16 protein-coding genes and 1 tRNA gene are annotated in these 18,809 nt (G+C 58.9%); 5 read left to right on the forward strand and 12 right to left on the reverse strand.

Annotated elements, in window-relative coordinates; genetic code table 11:
* Positions 1-179 precede the first annotated feature (179 nt).
* The 5 genes from BW09_RS10145 to BW09_RS10165 all read right to left on the reverse strand — a co-directional run bounded on the left by BW09_RS10145 (position 180) and on the right by BW09_RS10165 (position 6,684).
* Entirely contained in the window at positions 180-1,538 is a 1,359-nt protein-coding gene (locus BW09_RS10145) for an MATE family efflux transporter (protein WP_044090418.1), read from the reverse strand.
* A gap of 185 nt (positions 1,539-1,723) precedes the next feature.
* Positions 1,724-4,408 carry an excinuclease ABC subunit A gene (locus tag BW09_RS10150; protein ID WP_044090421.1) on the reverse strand — a complete coding sequence of 895 codons (2,685 nt, stop codon included), beginning with the start codon at positions 4,406-4,408 and terminating at the stop codon, positions 1,724-1,726.
* Positions 4,409-4,719: 311 nt separating this feature from the next.
* A complete protein-coding gene (locus tag BW09_RS10155) occupies positions 4,720-5,112 on the reverse strand; it encodes a GntR family transcriptional regulator (RefSeq protein ID WP_219846529.1) in 393 nt (130 codons plus the stop codon).
* The gene (locus tag BW09_RS10160; RefSeq protein ID WP_140463188.1) at positions 5,085-6,134 is read right to left on the reverse strand and encodes a hypothetical protein; all 1,050 of its coding nucleotides are present in this window, start codon (positions 6,132-6,134) and stop codon (positions 5,085-5,087) included. Before BW09_RS10160 ends, BW09_RS10155 begins: the two co-directional genes overlap by 28 nt.
* Before the next feature lie 223 nt (positions 6,135-6,357).
* Positions 6,358-6,684: a type II toxin-antitoxin system HicB family antitoxin gene (locus BW09_RS10165; RefSeq protein ID WP_044090401.1), complete on the reverse strand. Its 327-nt coding sequence runs from the start codon at positions 6,682-6,684 to the stop codon at positions 6,358-6,360.
* Positions 6,685-6,831: 147 nt separating this feature from the next.
* Here BW09_RS10165 and BW09_RS10170 point away from each other — a divergent pair, with 147 nt between their 5' ends.
* From BW09_RS10170 to BW09_RS10180, 3 genes are read left to right on the forward strand one after another with little or no spacing between them, the layout of a single operon-like run.
* On the forward strand, positions 6,832-8,067 hold the full coding sequence (locus tag BW09_RS10170) for a hypothetical protein (protein ID WP_044090402.1): 1,236 nt from the start codon (positions 6,832-6,834) through the stop codon (positions 8,065-8,067).
* Between the two features lie 21 nt (positions 8,068-8,088).
* Positions 8,089-8,343 (forward strand): DUF4160 domain-containing protein, encoded by a 255-nt coding sequence (locus BW09_RS11350; protein WP_081886629.1) that lies wholly within the window; start codon positions 8,089-8,091, stop codon positions 8,341-8,343.
* Between the two features lie 13 nt (positions 8,344-8,356).
* Positions 8,357-8,605 carry a DUF2442 domain-containing protein gene (locus tag BW09_RS10180; protein WP_044090404.1) on the forward strand — a complete coding sequence of 83 codons (249 nt, stop codon included), beginning with the start codon at positions 8,357-8,359 and terminating at the stop codon, positions 8,603-8,605.
* Between the two features lie 265 nt (positions 8,606-8,870).
* On the opposite strand, the gene BW09_RS10185 is transcribed toward BW09_RS10180, so the two are convergent.
* The 7 genes from BW09_RS10185 to BW09_RS10215 form a co-directional block, all read right to left on the reverse strand.
* Positions 8,871-9,914, reverse strand: a complete 1,044-nt coding sequence (locus BW09_RS10185) for a zinc-dependent alcohol dehydrogenase family protein (RefSeq protein WP_044090405.1) — start codon at positions 9,912-9,914, stop codon at positions 8,871-8,873.
* A 173-nt stretch (positions 9,915-10,087) separates the two neighbouring features.
* Complete coding sequence (locus BW09_RS10190; protein ID WP_140463190.1) at positions 10,088-10,771, reverse strand: haloacid dehalogenase-like hydrolase; 684 nt, start codon at positions 10,769-10,771, stop codon at positions 10,088-10,090.
* 145 nt (positions 10,772-10,916) lie between these two features.
* Positions 10,917-12,116: an elongation factor Tu gene (gene tuf, locus BW09_RS10195; RefSeq protein WP_044090407.1), complete on the reverse strand. Its 1,200-nt coding sequence runs from the start codon at positions 12,114-12,116 to the stop codon at positions 10,917-10,919.
* A 174-nt stretch (positions 12,117-12,290) separates the two neighbouring features.
* Positions 12,291-14,414 carry an elongation factor G gene (gene fusA, locus BW09_RS10200; protein ID WP_044090409.1) on the reverse strand — a complete coding sequence of 708 codons (2,124 nt, stop codon included), beginning with the start codon at positions 14,412-14,414 and terminating at the stop codon, positions 12,291-12,293.
* Between the two features lie 24 nt (positions 14,415-14,438).
* A complete protein-coding gene (gene rpsG, locus BW09_RS10205; protein ID WP_003828652.1) occupies positions 14,439-14,909 on the reverse strand; it encodes a 30S ribosomal protein S7 in 471 nt (156 codons plus the stop codon).
* A 5-nt stretch (positions 14,910-14,914) separates the two neighbouring features.
* The gene (gene rpsL, locus BW09_RS10210) at positions 14,915-15,286 is read right to left on the reverse strand and encodes a 30S ribosomal protein S12 (RefSeq protein WP_003808601.1); all 372 of its coding nucleotides are present in this window, start codon (positions 15,284-15,286) and stop codon (positions 14,915-14,917) included.
* Between the two features lie 418 nt (positions 15,287-15,704).
* Positions 15,705-16,766 (reverse strand): bile acid:sodium symporter family protein, encoded by a 1,062-nt coding sequence (locus BW09_RS10215; protein WP_044090416.1) that lies wholly within the window; start codon positions 16,764-16,766, stop codon positions 15,705-15,707.
* A gap of 384 nt (positions 16,767-17,150) precedes the next feature.
* Between BW09_RS10215 and BW09_RS10220 the strand changes: the two genes are divergently transcribed.
* Together BW09_RS10220 and BW09_RS10225 are read left to right on the forward strand one after the other, a co-directional pair.
* Positions 17,151-17,226, forward strand: a tRNA-His gene (locus BW09_RS10220).
* 424 nt (positions 17,227-17,650) lie between these two features.
* Positions 17,651-18,676, forward strand: coding sequence for a low specificity L-threonine aldolase (locus BW09_RS10225; RefSeq protein ID WP_044089921.1), 1,026 nt, complete (start codon positions 17,651-17,653; stop codon positions 18,674-18,676).
* The last annotated feature ends 133 nt before the right edge of the window (positions 18,677-18,809 follow it).

Genomic DNA, 18,809 nt, shown 5'->3' on the forward strand with positions numbered 1-18,809 from the left:
TCACTTATCCCACAACGCACGCGCGGAGCCGATATCACCGATATCTGGTACACGGTATCCGCATGACAAGTGCCCATGACAGTGCCCCTGTGCGTTCGCGCAGCCCAATCGCTTGCCCGAATGCACAGGGGCACCCTTGTCTTCCGCTGCCAACGCCCTTTGTCGTATCACAGCGGACACTAACGCAGCTCGCGCAGGATGCGATGCATGAACGGAACGGTGGTGGCGAAGGTCAGGATGTCGGACACGGTCTGCGCCACCTCCACGCCAGTCACCCCGAAGAAGTGCGGCAGCACCAGCACCACCGGCGCCAAGTACAGGCCGGTGCGGCATACGGCGAGGAATGACGCCATACCCGTCTTCCCCATCGTCTGGCTGATCATATTGCCCATCATGTTCATGCCGTTGAGCGCCACGGTCAGGCATTGGAAATGCAGGGCAGCCACGCCCACCGTGACCACCGCCGGATCGGAACGGAAGATCTCCACCAATTGCGGCGAGGACAGCCAGATGGCCGCTCCAAGCACCAACAGTATGCAGGTGGACAGCTTCACGCAGAACCAGAAGCCCTCACGCACACGGGCGAACTTTCCTGCCCCATAGTTGTAGCCGCATACCGGCTGGAATCCCTGCCCCAGACCGATAATCACCGAATTCACCCCGAGCATGATGCGCATCACGATGGCCATGCCGGCGATCGCCGCATCACCGAACGGGTTGGCTGCGATGTTCACGCATGTGGCGGCAATGGATCCGGCGCTCTGACGAACCAACGAAGGCAAACCGCCGCCGATGATCTCGCGCACCAACAGCATATCCGGCCGGCAGTTGCGCAGGGAGAGCTTCAGCACGCCAAATCGGGCACTCATCGTGGTCAGGATGATAAAGCTCACGGTCTGGCAGATGCCGGTGGCGAGTCCCGCCCCGAAAATTCCCAAGTCAAGTACGAAAATGAACAGCGGGGCGAGCAGGAAATTGAGCAGAGCGCCACTGACCAGCCCGATCATGCCGAACGCGGATTGGCCTTGATATCTGAGCAGTCCGTTGAGCGCAAAGGAACCGCATACGCAGGGCGCCGCGACCAGAATAGGCGTCAGATACTGCACGGCATAGGGTGCGATGGTACTGGTGGAGCCAAGCATCATCACCAAGGGCCTGAGCATGGCGAGGCAGATCAGAGCGATCAGCAGCGCGGAAAGCACGGCTCCGGCGAATCCCAGCGCCAGCAACCGGGAGGCGCGTTCATTGTTGCGCTTGCCGAGTTCGCGGCTCATCGAGTTGCCGGCACCGTTGCCGAAGAAGAAACCAATCGCCTGCAGGATGGTCATGATGGAGAAGGCGATGCCGATGGCACCGGACTGCGCGGTGCCGAGCTGTCCGATGAAGAACGTGTCGGTCAGGTTGTACGCGGTGGTCACCAGGTTGGAGACGACAGCCGGCAGCGAAAGCCGCAGAATCAACGACGGTATCGGCTGCTCGGTCATCTGCCGGTATTTCGCGTCCGCACTTGCTCGTTTGATGCCCTGAACCTGTTTCACGGCGGCCATCCTACTCCCCCGTCAGTCCTGTACTGGACGTCGTGACCGGTATGCGGGGCATGCAAGCGAAATTCGAGCCATGGGATATCCTGACGCCCGACTCGACATCCCATATCCCACATGCCAAGGATTCCGCACGCCGCGTCATTCAGGGCAGGCACCACGAACGCCGCCGACGACGTTATCTATCGAATATGCAGATACCGCCCGGTGATGCTCGCGGGGTCCGCAGCGACCTGCTCCGGCGTGCCGGTAGCGACGATGTGCCCGCCGGCCTCGCCGCCGCCTGGCCCCATGTCGATGATCCAGTCGGCGTTGGCGATCATGTCGAGATCATGTTCGATGACGATGACCGTCGCACCCGCCGCGACCAGCCGGTCGAAGACGCCAAGCAATACACGCACGTCAAGCGGATGTAGGCCGATGGTCGGCTCATCAAACACGAACACCGCATCCGACTGCGCCTTGCCCATCTCGCTGGCGAGTTTGAGCCGCTGCGCCTCGCCACCCGAAAGCGCGGGCGTCGGTTCGCCGAGTGTCAGGTAGCCGAGTCCCAGATCGTGCAGTGTAGTGAGCCGACTATGCACCTTCTTCATGTCGGTGGTGACGGCGAGCGCCTCATCCACGCTCATCGCCATGAATTGCGGCAGCGTCAGCGAACGCAGGGGCGCGTCCACATCCCCCTGTTCCGCCGTGGATCCCTGTTCCATCGTGATTCCGCTCTCCGTCAATGTGGCACCCGGCACAACGGCACCGGCATCCGAACCGCTGCCTACGTTGTCACGCGCACTCAACTCGCCACAAGCCTTGACGACCTTCCCATCTCCGCCGCCTTTGACCGGTCGGTGGATAAGGCTCGCTTCCGGCGCATACCGCGACCCACGGCAGTCCGGGCAGGCGATGGTGACGTCCGGCAGGAACTGCACATCCAGTGAAATCGACCCGGTGCCGTCGCAGGTGGGGCAACGCAGCCGTCCGGTGTTGTAGGAGAAGTCGCCGGCCTTGTATCCGGCGGCCTTGGCCTCGTCCGTGCGAGCGAAGGCGCGGCGCAAATCGTCGTGGATGTCGGCGTAGGTGACCACGGTGGAGCGCACGTTCGCACCGATCGGCGTGGCGTCGATGAGGTTCGCGCGGGTGATGCTGTCCGCTTCGATGCCGCGAACGTGCGCCGGCAGACCATCTCCATCGACGTTGGCCTTGAGCGCCGGAATCAGCGATTCCAGCACCATCGTGGTCTTGCCCGAGCCCGAGACGCCGGTGACGACCGTGAGTCTGCCGCGCGGTACGTCCACGCTCAGCGGCTTGACGGTGTGCAACGGGCCGGTCTCCATGTGGATCCGGCCGGCATCGAACATCTTTTCCGGAGCGACGCGGGCACGCACGCGGGTCTCGCCGTTTTCGGTCAGGAACGGCGCTATGCGGCTGCCCGGGGTCTGTTCGACCTTGTCGACCGCGCCCTGCGCGATCACATGACCACCGCCGGCGCCGGCCACCGGCCCCATCTCGATGAGATGATCGGTGGCCTTGAGCACACGTACGTCATGATCGACCACCACCACGGAGTTGCCGTCCGCCACGAGGTCGCGCATCACGCCAAGCAGGCCGTCCACGTTCGAGGGATGCAAGCCAATGGACGGCTCATCGAGCACGTACAGCACGCCGGTGGTACGGTTGCGCACGGCGCGGGCCAGTTGCACACGTTGGCGTTCGCCTGTGGACAGCGTGGCGCCGGCACGGTCGAGCGACAGGTAGCCGAGACCGAGTTCAAGCAGTCTGCGGGCTACGTCGAGGAACGATTCGCAGATGTTCGTGGCCATCGGGCGCATGCTCTCAGGCAGAGTACCCGGCACGCCCCGCACCCACGTCACCGCGTCGTCCAGGGTCATGGCGGTTGCCTGCGCCAGATTGATGCCGCGTATTTCCGGCGCGCGTGCGGCGGCGCTCAGGCGCGTACCACCGCAGTCGGGACACGGCTTCTCCTCCAGGAATCGCGCCACGCGCTTCAATCCCTGCTCGTCCTTGGCCTTGGCGAGCGCGTTCTCGACCGTGTACACGGCGTTGTAATAGGTGAAGTCGAGCTCGGCGAAATCGTCGCCTTTCTTGGGCCGATACAGAATGTGCTTCTTGACGGCCGGTCCGTTGAATACGATGTCACGCTCTTCGGGCGTGAGTTCGCGGAATGGCACGTTGGTGCGCACGCCCATCGCGCCGCACACCTGCTTCATGAGGTCCCACATGAGCGAGCCCCATGGCAGCACCGCGCCGTCGTCGATGGATTTCGATTCGTCCGGCACCAGTGCGGCGCGGTTCACCTCGCGTACGATGCCGGTGCCGGAGCAAGCGGGGCATGCGCCCGCCGAATTGAAGGCCAGGCTTTCGGCGCCGGGGCCGTGGAATCGCTTGCCGCAATGGCTGCATACGATCGGCTGCTCCAACGCCACATTAAGCGTGGGGTCCGCGTGGGTTCCGCATTGCGGGCATACGTGCGAACCGACACGGGAGAACAGCAGACGCAGGCTGTTGAGCAGTTCGGTCATCGTGCCGAAGGTGGACCGGATGCCGGGTACGGCGGGCCGCTGATGCAACGCGAGCGCCGCCGGCACGTGCAGCACCTCATCCACTTGGGCGCGACTGGCCTGGGTCAGGCGCCGGCGCGTATACGTGGACAGCGCCTCCAGATACCGCCTTGACCCCTCCGCATACAGCACGCCGAGCGCAAGCGAGCTCTTGCCCGAACCGGAGACGCCGGCGACACCCACCAGCTCGCCGAGCGGCACGTCCACATCGACGTTCTTGAGGTTATGCACCCGCGCCCCGCGCACCTCGATGGCGCGAGGCCTGTGTGGCGCAGTCGTTGATATCCCGGACATCATCGACTCCCCGGATGTCTCCGGACTCCCGGACTTTGCCGAATCCTCGACCTTCCCATCAACATCCATATGCCGCACCATCTTTCCCTCGATCCGGAATCATTGTATGACCTGCCATACGAGCGCTAGGACAACGAACCTGATTATCCGTAGAGGCGCCGATAGATGACCAGCACGGCAGCCGTCCATCATCAGTCATCCGTCAGACGGCGCACACGCATAACGCATAACGCATAACCTGCGGAATCCGGCAGACTGTGGACTGCTATGGCACACGTCCGCAATCCGCCGGCACAGGACCTGATGTGAAACTACCACTGGGCGCGCAGGGCGCTGATGGCGTCCTCAAGGCTGGAACCAAGCCGCCGGGACTGTCCGGCGTAGTCTTTTGCGGCCTCCAGCAGGGGTTCGGGGATGGTCGCCACCCGCCTGATTCGGGCGGCGCGACCGGGGGCGGTCTCAATCACCCCTTGCTCAGCGAGTTCGGCATAGGCCTTGGCCACGGTGCCGGGTGCGATGCGCAGGTCGCCGGCCAGCTGACGCACCGACGGCAGTTTGTCACCGTCATGCAGAAGGCCTGCACGAACCATACCTTCGATTTGCTCACGAATCTGCTCATATACCGGCACCGGCGACGATTCGCGTATCACCAGGCGCACGTCATCGCCGCCGCCCATCATCGTGTCCTCCGAGGCGAAGTCCACAACTGGACCAATGCGGAACACGCCATCACGAGGTAGATGACCGCCAACACGGCCACCACGCCACCCATGATGATCTGTATGTTGCCCAAGGTCGGATACACATCATCCGCGTAGGCCGACGACCATGTGCCGCTGTTGGTGCCGACCCGAACCGTTGCGGTTCCCGCCACCATCAGTACCGCCGACGCGTAGACCAGCATCGTGCCGACCGACAGGAACACCGTGAATCGCGTCAGCAGTACGCGCCACAACCGGTCAGCATCGGCGAATCGGGCTTCAGGAGCACTCGGCACATGGGCGATGCGCCAGAGCGCCGCGCAGGTCAGGCCGACCAGCACCAGTGTGACGACGGCCAGTGGGATGGAATAATACGATCCGGGATAAGGACCGGAGGAATGAGCCCACGTCCCATTCGGAGCGACCAGCTGGATACTGCGCATCAGGCCGAAATCATCCGGACTGGCCGTCACCGTGGTGTATCCGAGATAGATAATGAGCAGCCCGGCGGCAAGCATCGGCTGCATGAGCACATACCGTCGCGCGTACGTCCATGGTTCGCGGGATTGCAGCGACGCCGTACGCACCTGGCCGCCGCCCAGCCGATCGGACATGTCCGGAAAGGGCAGCGCAAGAGCCAGCATGACCGCCGATGCCGCAAGGCCGGGAGCCATCGATGCGATGCGATACATATCCTTGGGCACTACAAATCCGACTATCAACACCATGACCAACACCGCCACACCGACGAGCAGAGCACACGCCATGCGACGGCGCACAATGGGCATGGGACCGCCCGCCGTCATATCCGGAACAGCCTCCCCTTCCATCAGGCCGCCCGATGAACCACCTGACGAATCATCCGATGGGCCACCCGACGAAACAGGCTGCTTCACCGACAGCGACGGCTCACGATTCATGTGCACCAACGCCCTGACGATCAGCACCACCACGGCGACAACAAGCACCAGCCGTAGCAAACCTATCAGCAACGCTGCCACTACGCCGAAAACAGAGAACGACATCGTACTCACCTCATCGCGCTTGAGGTGCATTGCCGCCTGTTACCGAACGCCATCAGCCATTTCGCCCGAAACCATTCGGCACCTCCAGCATGCAACTGCACCATATTTCTAGTACAGTTCAAAGTGTATCAGAAGTATGGTGCAGTTGCAATGGGTCGGCCGCTGCGTACCGATCAGGGACAACGTCCAGAGACAACGACAACGACGCAGAAGCAAAACGATTTCAGGACAAACGAGCCTGAACCAATCTATTCAGAGACACCCCCTGCTCAGCCGCTTCGATGGACAAACGTCTATGCACTTCAGGCGGCACCCGAACCATAAAGTGACCCGAATAATGGCGATCCTCGAAAGGAACCGGAACCGCAACGCCCCTCTCGACCAACTTGGCAGCCTCATCATGAGCCGAAATCCGAATACCGGTTAACGCCTCGACAAACGAACCGGACACGAATCTCAACTCCGGCATCTCCGCCACCGTTCCCACAAAACCCTCGCATTCATCCGACCAATGCACGCGATACACATATCGATCAATCACGTTTTTCATGGCACCCCAAGAATCATCCACTCGAATTATTCAATCATTGTAATCGGCCGGCGCAGGCAACCCATTACACCCACACACATCGCATATTCGAACATATGTGCTACACTGGTATCAATACAGATACCACATTTAAGATTGGGAGCCATCATGCATCACAGAACTCTTTTCGCCCCGCAAATCGACAACATGATCCGTTCCCCCAGATCATGGGAACCGGATATTTACCTGCCTCTCGATACTGCGGCCACACAGCTGTTTGACGTACTCGACAACATCGAGCCCTTAGGAGAAGACGGGTTCCGCCTACTGTGGATACCCGCAGAACGCGGTCCGATCACGGCCTTCGGCCACTACGACGAGCTGTATGAAGACGGCGAGTATCAGACTTATCAGGAATTCGAGCAATCCTGGTTAAGCTCCTATCCAGATGAAACCGTCTGGTACAAAATCACCTGTACTGAATATGACGATTGCCGGCATCTATTCATCAACGGCCGTTTCTGCATTCGTTTTGCCAACGATGATCATACCAACAATCCTGAATATTATGTTCCATTAATGAACTGGCTGATGTGCGGTGCTCAATACTGCGTTATCCAATGTAAAAACGATTCATATAACACCATTATTCGTGAAAAACTCCCATTTGACATGAGAACAGGAACAATCCTTCGCCGTGACGTATGGGACATATTCCCTGAGAATAAAGATATTTTCCTCAACGGTATCCACACTGAAGACATCCTACGATTCACTCAATTGTTCTCATCACTAGAAGAAGGAACCGTACTTAATAAGAAACTCCCCACACTAACTTCAGGAGAATATTTCAAAGCCTGTATGCTTGGATATGAGGCAAGTGGATACGCTTGCCCAAAGATGGACGCCACGCCGCTTGACTGGTGCATCAAGTACGCGGACTTTCGACATCACGGATTACGCGATCTTGATCAGAACTCACCAGAAGATTTCGAAGCATGGATGGACAGCAAACAAGCTGAAGGCCACACATGGGAAGTTCGCCCCGGTCACGGCTTTTCATGGATGCATCTTTTCCCGCGAAAAGACGAAGGCGGATGGTCTTTCAACGTCTCAGGTGCAAATTATTGGTCGTGCATTCAAGCAATTCACTTTGCCTTAGCGCTATATGATGCTGAGCTGCCCGTTTCGGTACTTCACGCTCGGCAAATAGCTCATATGGCAAACGGCAAAGACCTTATAGGAATAGTCCCACGCTACAGACTTCCAGTGTATTGCAGTGACTTATTCCAAGACAAAGACATCATCGACTACATGCGGCTTCCCTATGAACAAAGAGACAAGATCATCAAGAAAGCACACTGGTTTGACCTTCCCACAGTCCATATCAAAGCATCATCCTGATGTTTTCAACTGGAATTCGATATGCCGGAAATTTGCCGATTCAATGGAATCAGAATAACCATGAACTTTGCCGACCATGCTCCCCCGCATATTCATGCCGAATATGCGGGCCATAATGCCACGTATGACCTTAGCGGCAACTCAATCGGGGCCCAGCCTTTGCCCAAAAGACAACATACAATGGTAGTCAGGTGGATTTCGAGAAGGCGTGACGAGCTTCACCACGCTTGGCTCGCAGCTTCAAACTACTCGAATCCAGGAATGATAGAACCGTGACAAGGAGTGCGCCATGAACATCGACTACTCAATCCGCGTTAACAGCGCACAGCCGTTACCCGGTTATAGACTCAAGGTGATTTGCTCCGACGGGGCATCCGGTGTTTTCGACATGTCAAAATACATAGATAAAGGTGTTTTCCGTAAACTCAACGATCCTGCGGAGTTTGCCAAGGTCAAGCTCGTCTCAGGAGTACCCACCTGGCCCGGCAATATCGACATTGCCGCCGAACGTGTTCGCAGCGACATGACCACCGTCTAATGGCCCGTCTCGCTAATAATTGAGGAGTTCAGGCTCGGTCTCTTCCCTATTCAGCTTATTCAGATTCGCTGCTAGCCCCTCATCAAAGGGGCCACCCACACAGACAATTACGAGCAGACCACTACTTACTGCGTCATTAATTCGTGTATTGCGCGCCGAAGCGTCAGTATGTATGAGAAATGTTCGTCAACCCACATACATACTGACGCTTTTAGCGTGTGTAACGACATTCTCTCGACATTCTCTCGACACGCACCCGCAAATCTCAGAAGCGAATCAGCGCCTTGATGACCTTGCGCTGGTCCATCGCCTCATAGGCATCCTGAATATGGTCAAGATCGTATTCGGCGGTGAACACGCGACCGGGATTGATCTCGTGCTTGAGTACGGCATCCAGCAAGCCACCGTCGATGTCGTAGTGACGGACCGGCGCCGGACCGCCCTTGATGCCGATGTTGCCGTAGAACGTGCCCTCGGCGCTGATGGTCACATCATGCGGCAGACCGACACGGCCAATCACACCGCCGCGACGGACCAGCGCAATGGCGGTGTCGAAGGACTGCTTGGAGCCCACGCATTCGAGCACGGCGTCCGCACCGTAGCCGTCGGTCATCGCCAGCACCTTGTCGATGGCGGCCTGATCACGCTCGGGCACGATATCGGTGGCGCCGAATTCGCGGGCCAGCGCCGCTCGATCCTCATGGCGGCTCATGGCGATGATGCGCGTAGCCCCGCGCATCTTGGCGGCGATCACGCCGCATAGACCCACGGCGCCGTCACCCATCACCACGGCGGTGTCACCGGGCTTGACCTCGGCGGATGCGGCGGCATGATACCCGGTAGACATCACATCGGAGATGGTCAGCAGGGAGGCCAGCGTGGCATCGTCATAATCCTCCGGTGAGCCAGGCACCTTGACCAACGTGCCATCGGCTTCCGGAACGCGCAGGTATTCGGCCTGGCTGGCGGAGAAGTATCCGCCGTGGGGGCATACGGATTCGAATCCGGCCTTGCACACCGGGCACTTGCCGCAGCTGAACGGGAACGGCACAATCACGAAATCCCCCGTCTTGACGCTTTCGACAGCCGAACCGACCTCTTCGACTACGCCGATGGCCTCATGGCCGATCTGACTGTTGGGCTCCTGCCCGGACAATCCACGGTAGAACCACAGGTCTGAGCCGCATACGCACGCGCGGACAACGCGGATCACGACATCGTCGTCCTGCTGTACCCGCGCCTTGGGAATCTCCTCCACCGCGATAGTTCCCGGCTTGACGAAAACAGCGGCTTTCATGGTATCGCTCATACCCACTCCTTTGACTTGTCGTTGAGGATATCGTTGCCTGATATATTAGCTGCCGTCATCACCGCCAACGATTGGGGGCACACGCGTCAGGCAGTCATCCAGCGCACTCTATTGAATACCGTTTCCCAGTCGATATCCAATAGGCAATGCACATGCCAATCCATGCCTTTACGTTATTTCACCTGTGTTATGACATTGCCTTTGACCATGAAACCCTTGCGGGCCATATCGATCATCGGCTGGTCGAACGCGCTGTCCGTATAGAATTCATCAATCACCGCATCCGGGCCAAGTACTTCGCGCAGGCGCTTCGGCTTGTTGGTGTTGAAATTGAGATACGTCACCTCGAATGTTCTGGGGTCGATGGTCGAGGCAATGAGATTGTGTACTCCAAGCCGGCGGCACGCCTCCCCCACAGTCACATCAAACGACGCGGTCAAAATCACATCATCCGGTCTGGGTTCGTACCACGGCTTGATCTTGGACATATTGCGATCCCAGAACGCATTGACCAATGACTTCAAGCCACCATCCAAATCGTCGGCTCCGATGACGGACGCGTCTGCAACCATGACATCCTTGTCAAGTCCCGCTTTCACCGCATTGTCCAACGCCTGCGTGCGTAGACCGTCAATCGATCTGGACTTGGCCAGGTCCTGCAGGTATTTGCGAGTGACCTTGCCAACTCCGTGCTCCATCTGCTCCAACGTGGCCTTGCCGAGTTTGTATTTGATGGCGTATCGAAGCACCGGTGCCAGGTGACGAAACACTTTCACATCATAACGGGCACTGAACAGATAGAGGTCGAACAGGCTTTCGCCGTCATATATGGTGCCGTCAAAATCAAAAACCCGCATATGCTGCCTTCCTGCTCAGTTATCAACTATAAACTGCCGCAGGTCCGCAACGGTTGAAATCAGCATAAAAAATCCCCCTTGGCGCGAACCAAGGGGGATGTACTACGCTAGTTCAAGCGTGACGGGAAATCATGTCTGATGATAATCAGGCGATGACCTTGGTCACACGGCCGGAGCCAACGGTGTGGCCACCTTCACGCACAGCGAAGGTCAGGCCTTCCTCCATAGCGATGGGCTGAATCAGCTCAACGGTGAAGGTGGCGTGATCGCCAGGCTGAACCATCTCGACGCCTTCCGGCAACTCGATGACGCCGGTGACGTCGGTGGTGCGGAAGTAGAACTGCGGACGGTAGTTGGAGAAGAACGGCGAGTGACGGCCACCCTCGTCCTTGGTCAGCACGTAGACCTCACCCTCGAACTTGGTGTGCGGGGTGACGGAGCCCGGCTTGGCCAGAACCTGGCCACGCTCAACGTCGGTACGGTTGATACCGCGGAGCAGCAGACCGGTGTTGTCGCCAGCCTCGCAGGAGTCCATGGTCTTATGGAAGGTCTCGATGGAGGTCACGGTGGTGGACTGGGTCGGACGAACGCCGACGATCTCGACCGGGGAGTTGACGGCCAGCTGGCCACGCTCCACACGACCGGTGACGACGGTACCACGGCCGGAGATGGTGAAGACGTCCTCGATAGGCATCAGGAACGGCTTGTCCAGATCGTGAACCGGGGTCGGGATGTACTCGTCGACGGCGTCCATGAGCTTCTTGATCTGCTCAACCCAGTGCTCGTGATCCGGAGCGTCATTGTGCAGAGCGCCGTAAGCGGACACACGGATGACCGGGCAGTCACGATCGAAGCCGTTCTCGTCGAGGAGGTCACGGACCTCTTCCTCAACGAGCTCGATCAGCTCTTCGTCCTCAACCATATCGCACTTGTTCAGAGCGACGAGGATCTTCGGCACGCCAACCTGACGAGCGAGCAGCACGTGCTCGCGGGTCTGAGCCATCGGGCCATCGGTGGCGGCCACAACGAGGATAGCACCATCCATCTGGGCAGCACCGGTGATCATGTTCTTCACGAAGTCAGCGTGGCCCGGGCAGTCGACGTGAGCGTAGTGACGCTTAGCGGTCTGGTACTCGATGTGGGAGATGTTGATGGTGATACCGCGGGCGGCCTCTTCCGGAGCGGAGTCGATCTGGTTGAAGTCGTACTCAGTGTTGATATCCGGGTACTCCTCGTACAGAACCTTGGAGATGGCGGCAGTCAGGGTAGTCTTACCGTGATCGACGTGGCCGATGGTACCAATGTTAACGTGCGGCTTAGTACGCTCGTACTTTTCCTTTGCCATTACTCTTTGTCCTCCTGGACGTCTCGTGAGTTTCCCATGCGCTTTCGCATAGGCACTCGCTCTATTGTACTGGGTTTCTGGGTTATGTGCCACATTGAGGAGCCAGAACCCAGTCAGCGGTACACGATTTTACCGCTGACTGGAGACACTGGCTAGCCTTGACTGTGGCGCGTGTCACTCGCCGCGCTGAGCCTTGATGATCTCGTCGGAGACGCTCTTCGGCACCTCGGCGTAGGAGTCCATTTCCATGGTGAACATGGCGCGACCCTGGGTCTTGGAACGCAGGTCGCCGATGTAGCCGAACATCTCGGACAGCGGCACCTTGGCGTCGATGACCTTGACGCCGATGGCGTCGGTCATGGACTGGATGTTGCCACGACGCTGGTTCAGATCGCCGATGACCTCACCCATGTACTCCTCAGGAGTACGAACCTCGACCTTCATAATGGGCTCGAGGATGACCGGCTTGGCCTTGGGAGCAGCTTCCTTGAAGCACATGGAACCTGCAAGCTTGAAGGCCATTTCGGAGGAGTCGACCGGGTGCATCTGGCCATCGGTGACGGTGGCCTTGACGCCCACGACCGGGAAGCCGGCGAGAATACCGGATTCCATGGCCTCCTTGACGCCAGCCTCGATGGACGGGATGAACTCCTGGGAGATGTGACCGCCGGTGACGGCGTTCTCGAACTCGAAGGTCTTGCCCTCGGTGGTGTCGAGCGGCTCGAAGTTCATCAGGACCTTTGCGAACTGGCCGGAACCACCGGTCTGCTTCTTGTGGGTGTAGCCCTGGTCCATGACGGCCTTGCGGATGGTCTCGCGGTAGGCGACCTGCGGCTTGCCCTGGTTGCACTCAACCTTGAACTCGCGACGCATACGGTCGACGATGATGTCGAGCTGGAGCTCGCCCATGCCGGCGATCAGCGTCTGGCCGGACTCTTCGTCGGTGGTGACCTGGAAGGTCGGATCCTCTTCGGCCAGCTTGGCGAGGGCGATGCCCATCTTCTCCTGATCGGCCTTGGTCTTCGGCTCGACGGCCACCTGGATCACAGGATCCGGGAAGGTCATGGAGTCGAGGGTGATCGGGTTGTCGATGGCGCACAGGGTGTCACCGGTGGTGACGTTCTTCAGACCCACGAAGGTGTAGATGTTGCCGGCATCGGCCACATCCATCGGGTTCTCCTTATCGGCGTGCATCTGGAAGATCTTGCCGATACGTTCCTTCTTCTCGCGGGTGGAGTCGAGCACGGAGTCACCCGGCTTGACGGAGCCGGAGTACACGCGCACGAACACGAGCTTGCCGTAGAACGGGTGGGTGGAGATCTTGAAGACCAGGGCCGAGAACGGATCGGTCTTGGTGGGCTTGCGGTCGATCTCGATGGACTCGTCACCAGGCTGGTAGCCCTTGATGGCCGGCACGTCCTCGGGGGACGGCAGGTAATCGATGACGGCGTCCAGCATCGGCTGCACACCCTTGTCCTTGAAGGCGGAACCGCAGAAGACCGGGAAGGCCTTCTTGGCGATGGTCAGCTGACGCACGCCGGCGCGGATCTCTTCCTTGGACAGGTCGCCTTCCTCGAAGAACTTGTTCATGAGTTCGTCGTTGGCTTCAGCGGCGGCCTCGACAAGCTTCTCGTGGTATTCCTGGGCCTTCTCCTGGTACTCTTCCGGAATCGGGTCCATGTTGTAGTGAGCACCCAGCTCGTCGCCGGTGTTCCAGTCGTAGGCCTTCATCTCGACTAGGTCGATGACGCCGGTGAAGTCGCTTTCGGCACCCATCGGCAGCTGCATCACGATCGGGTCAGCGCCCAGCTTCTCGCGGATGGTGTCGACGGAGTAGTAGAAGTTCGCGCCCAGCTTGTCCATCTTGTTGACGAAGCAGATACGCGGAACGCCGTACTTGTCGGCCTGACGCCACACGGTCTCGGACTGCGGCTCCACGCCTTCCTTGCCATCGAACACGGCGACAGCGCCATCGAGCACACGCAGGGAGCGCTCCACCTCGGCCGTGAAGTCCACGTGGCCAGGGGTATCGATGATGTTGATCTGGAACTTCTCGTCGGTGTCATGGGTCTGACGGTTCCAGAAGCAGGTGGTGGCGGCGGACTGAATGGTGATGCCGCGCTCCTGCTCCTGAGCCATGAAGTCCATGGTGGCGGCGCCATCGTGGACCTCACCGATCTTGTAGCTCTTACCGGTGTAGTACAGGATACGCTCGGTAGTGGTGGTCTTACCGGCATCGATGTGAGCCATGATGCCGATGTTACGGACGTTGTGAAGATCCGAAATCTCTTCAGCCATCGTTGTTCCTTATTTCTCTCTGGATTACCAGCGGTAATGCGCGAAGGCCTTGTTGGCCTCTGCCATCTTATGAGTATCCTCGCGACGCTTGACAGAAGCACCGAGGCCGTTGGAGGCATCCAGGATCTCGTTGGCCAGACGCTCGGCCATGGTCTTCTCACGACGGGCGCGGGAGAAGTCGGTCAGCCAGCGCAGCGACAGCGTGTTGGCGCGGTTCGGCTTGACCTCGACCGGCACCTGGTAGGTGGCGCCACCGACGCGGCGGGAGCGGACCTCGAGGGACGGACGGATGTTGTCCAGGGCGCGCTTGAGCACGGCCACCGGCTCCTGGTCGGACTTCTCCTTGACCATGTCGAGAGCGGAGTACACGATGTCCTCGGCGATCGACTTCTTGCCGTCAAGCAGAATCTTGTTGATGAGCTGCGCCACCACGGTGGAACCGTAGATCGGATCGGGCAGCACGACGTGCTTCTTGGAAGGTCCCTTACGTGACATATCTCTTACTTCGCCTTCTTTGCTCCATACAGGGAACGACCCTGCTTACGGTCCTTGACACCCTGGGTATCGAGCGCACCACGCACGATGTGGTAACGCACACCCGGCAGATCCTTCACACGGCCGCCGCGCACGAGCACGATGGAGTGCTCCTGCAGGTTGTGGCCCTCGCCCGGAATGTAGGCGGTGACTTCGACGCCGGAGGACAGGCGAACACGGGCGACCTTACGCAGTGCCGAGTTCGGCTTCTTCGGGGTGGTGGTGTAGACACGGGTGCACACGCCGCGACGCAGCGGGCTTCCCTTCAGTGCCAAAGTCTTGGACTTCTTCGGCTTTGCCTGACGTCCCTTGCGGACGAGCTGTTCAATAGTAGGCAACTTGAATTCTCCGATTCAGTGGTTTCTTTTCTTTCGTGTGACCGCCGCACTGCGCCCACACTTTTCACCGAATCGTCTCGCACGTTCAATCCGCGCTTCGCGAAGCGTAAAAAGCAGCCCAGTCCACCGGCCCGATGGCCTTCTCGCCTCCTGCCTTCGCATTGCTGCGAGCATTCATCGGCGTGAAGGATATCCCAGCGCTGCACCTGTTACATAAGGCGCACCGTCGGCACACACAAATATCTATAATACGATTTCCTCGGACAACGACGCGCCCGAATCCTCCGGGCATCAGGCGCGGCCAGACAAAGCCAGACAAAGCCAGACCGGCCCCAGACAGCAAGTGCCCCCGAGGAGTCCATGTCACTCGGGGGCACCGCTACATCTTCAGTTATGAATCAGTATACCACTTCGGCGATCAGGCCTCGGCCTTGGCAGCGGCCTTGTCGGCGTCAAAGGCGTGCACGGAATCGGATTCCTTGGCGGAACCCTTCTCGCCATTGTCGGAATCCCAGTGGATTTCGTGCTTGTCATCGTGGTTGCGCCACCAGCTGGAGAGAATGGAACCGGAGATGTTGTGCCACACGGAGAAGAAGGTGGACGGCACAGCGGCAATCGGGTTGGATGCGAAGGAGGTCAGGGCCAAGGTCGCGCCCAGAGCGGAATCCTGCATGCCGACCTCGAACGTGATGGCCTTCTGCTGAGCGTAGCGGAAGCCCTTCGGGTAGATCTTGTACATCAGCTTGGAGAAACCGAAGCCAAGAGCGTAGCCGGACAGGTTGTGCAGGATCACGACCGGGATGGCCATGAGGGAGGACGCCACGAACAGCTTCGGGCCGTTGGCGGCGACGACCACGCCGATGATCAGGAGGATGGCCACCTGAGAGACGATCGGCAGTGCCACGGTGACCTTCTCGATCTTCTTGCCGAAGATCATATGGCACACCACACCAAGGGCAATCGGGAAGAGCACGACCTTGACGGCGTTGAGGAACAGGGACTCCACCGGCACGGACACGTACTGGGAGGCGAGCCACTGCATCAGCAGCGGGATCATGAACGGGGCGCACAGCGTGGAGAGGATGCCGATGGAGACATCGAGCGCCACATCACCGCGGGAGAGATAGCTCATGACGTTGGAGGAGGTGCCGGACGGGCAGCAGCCGACAAGGATCACGCCGACAGCCAGCGCACCGTCAAGGCGGAAGATCCAGCACAGCAGCACGGCGATGAGCGGCATGATGACGAAGTGGGCCACCGTACCGACAATGACCATCAGCGGCTGGGTGAGGATGCGCTTGAAATCGTCAAGCGTAAGGGTCAGGCCCATGCCGAACAACACGATGCCCAGCATGTATCCGGTGTACGGCTTGCCCCACAGGCTGGCCTGCGGCACGAAATAGTTGAACACGGCCCAGACGACCACGATGGCGGTAAACCATTTGGTCAGCCAATCAGCGAAGGCCTTAACTTTTCCCATTGGTGATTCTTCTCTCTGTAATGGATGTAACAACGTTTGAAACTAAGCGAGCCCAGCTTGACACGAAACGTAATGCTCACATTGTGAACGTTCACCCGGTCAGGAACGTTGTTTTTGGACGTTTGCGCGAAAACGGATGCGCATCGTTGTGTATTTCCCCAACCCGGCATCCGCGGCAGAGATGCGCTGCGGGGATGCGACCGCCACAATTGTTCATGGCGGCTTCCGCACGGCCCGACCCCCGACACAGCCGACACAGCCGACACCGCCTACACAGAGAGCGACACCAACGTACGCACATGCGACACGCCGGTGAGCACGCCGGCCGAAAGTTGTGTATAGTATCCATCTGTTGTCTTCCAGTCCTGCTGGGAAACAAGTATGGTGGCCATAGCTCAGTTGGTAGAGCATCTGATTGTGGTTCAGAAGGTCGCGGGTTCGAGCCTCGTTGGCCACCCCATTACCCCTCTGCTTATTGCGCGGAGGGGTTTTGTTTTTCTCAACAAGCGTACGTCTTTCCTAGGCTAAGGGTCCTTTCCTGGCTTATCGGTAGTACCACCACCCGGTTTCGGACTATTGGTTATCAGCTATCAGGTTTCCCGCTGTATGTTCGCGCATCAACGCAACAGCCGCGAACATACAGCCGATTCCGAGCCGCTAAGAGACCGCATGTTCGCGGCATCCTCGTTCGGACGCGAACATACAGCCGATTCCGCACCACTAAGAGACCGCATGTTCGCGGCATCCTCGTTCGGACGCGAACATACAGCCGATTCCGCACCACTAAGAGACCGCATGTTCGCGGCATCCTCGTTCGGACGCGAACATACAGCTGATTCCCACACAATGTAGACTCGGGACTATCGCCTAGAGAGGGACTCCTGATGCTGTCTTTTGAAAACGACTACTCTCGCGCCGCGCATCCGTCGGTGATCGACGCCATAGCGCGCGCCAACGAACATCTGTACTCCGGATACGGCTCCGATGAGCTCACCGAACAGGCCAAGGCCAAGATCCGCGAAGCCTGCGGCAAGCCGGATGCGGATGTCTGGTTCCTGGTGGGCGGCACCCAGACCAATCAGGTGGTGATCGACACCATCACCCCGGCCTATGCAGGCGTTGTGGCAGTGACATCCGGACACCCCAACGTGCATGAAGCCGGCGCCATAGAGTTCTCCGGGCACAAGGTGCTCACCCTCCCCCACCACAATGGCAAGATGGATGCGCACGAACTGGACGAGTTCTGCAAGACCTTCTATGCCGACGGCAACTATGAGCACATGGTCTTCCCCGGTTCCGTGTACGTCTCGCAGAGCACAGAATACGGAACAATCTATTCCAAGGCCGAATTGGAGGCGATCGCCGAAGTCGCGCACCGCTACGACATGCCGCTGTTCGTGGACGGCGCGCGTCTCGGCTATGCGTTGACCGTCACCGGCGGCGACCTGTCGATGGAGGATCTGGCGAATATCGCTGACGTGTTCTACATCGGAGGCACCAAGGTGGGCGCGCTGTTTGGTGAAGCGGTGGTATTCACCAAACACAACACGCCGAAGCATTTCCTGACCCGCATCAAGCAGCATGGCGCCCTGCTTGCCAAGGGCTTTGTGCTGGGCGCGCAGTTCGATGCGCTGTTCACCGATGACCTGTATTTCACGATCGCACGCAACGCGAACATCGCCGCCGACCGTATCCGCGAAGCGCTCAAGACCAAGGGCTATCAGCTCACGTTCGAAGCGCCGACCAACCAGATCTTCGTGACGATGGACCAGCCCACCATCGACCGCCTGACGCAGCATGTGAAGCTCGGCTTCACCGAGAAGGCCGACGATATGCATACCGTCATGCGCATCTGCACGAGCTGGGCGACCACGTCCGAAGAGGTCGATCAGCTCATCGCGCTGCTGTAAAAAACAAAAACCGGTGGTATATGCCAGACAGTAATACTCAGATACCAATCAGACATATACCACTAACGTAATTCGAGACTTCATGAATCAACTTTGATTACAATATTAGTGACAGATTGATCTACATTAATCA

It is taken from the genome of Bifidobacterium sp. UTCIF-1 (assembly GCF_006408915.1).
Lineage (GTDB): Bacteria > Actinomycetota > Actinomycetes > Actinomycetales > Bifidobacteriaceae > Bifidobacterium > Bifidobacterium reuteri.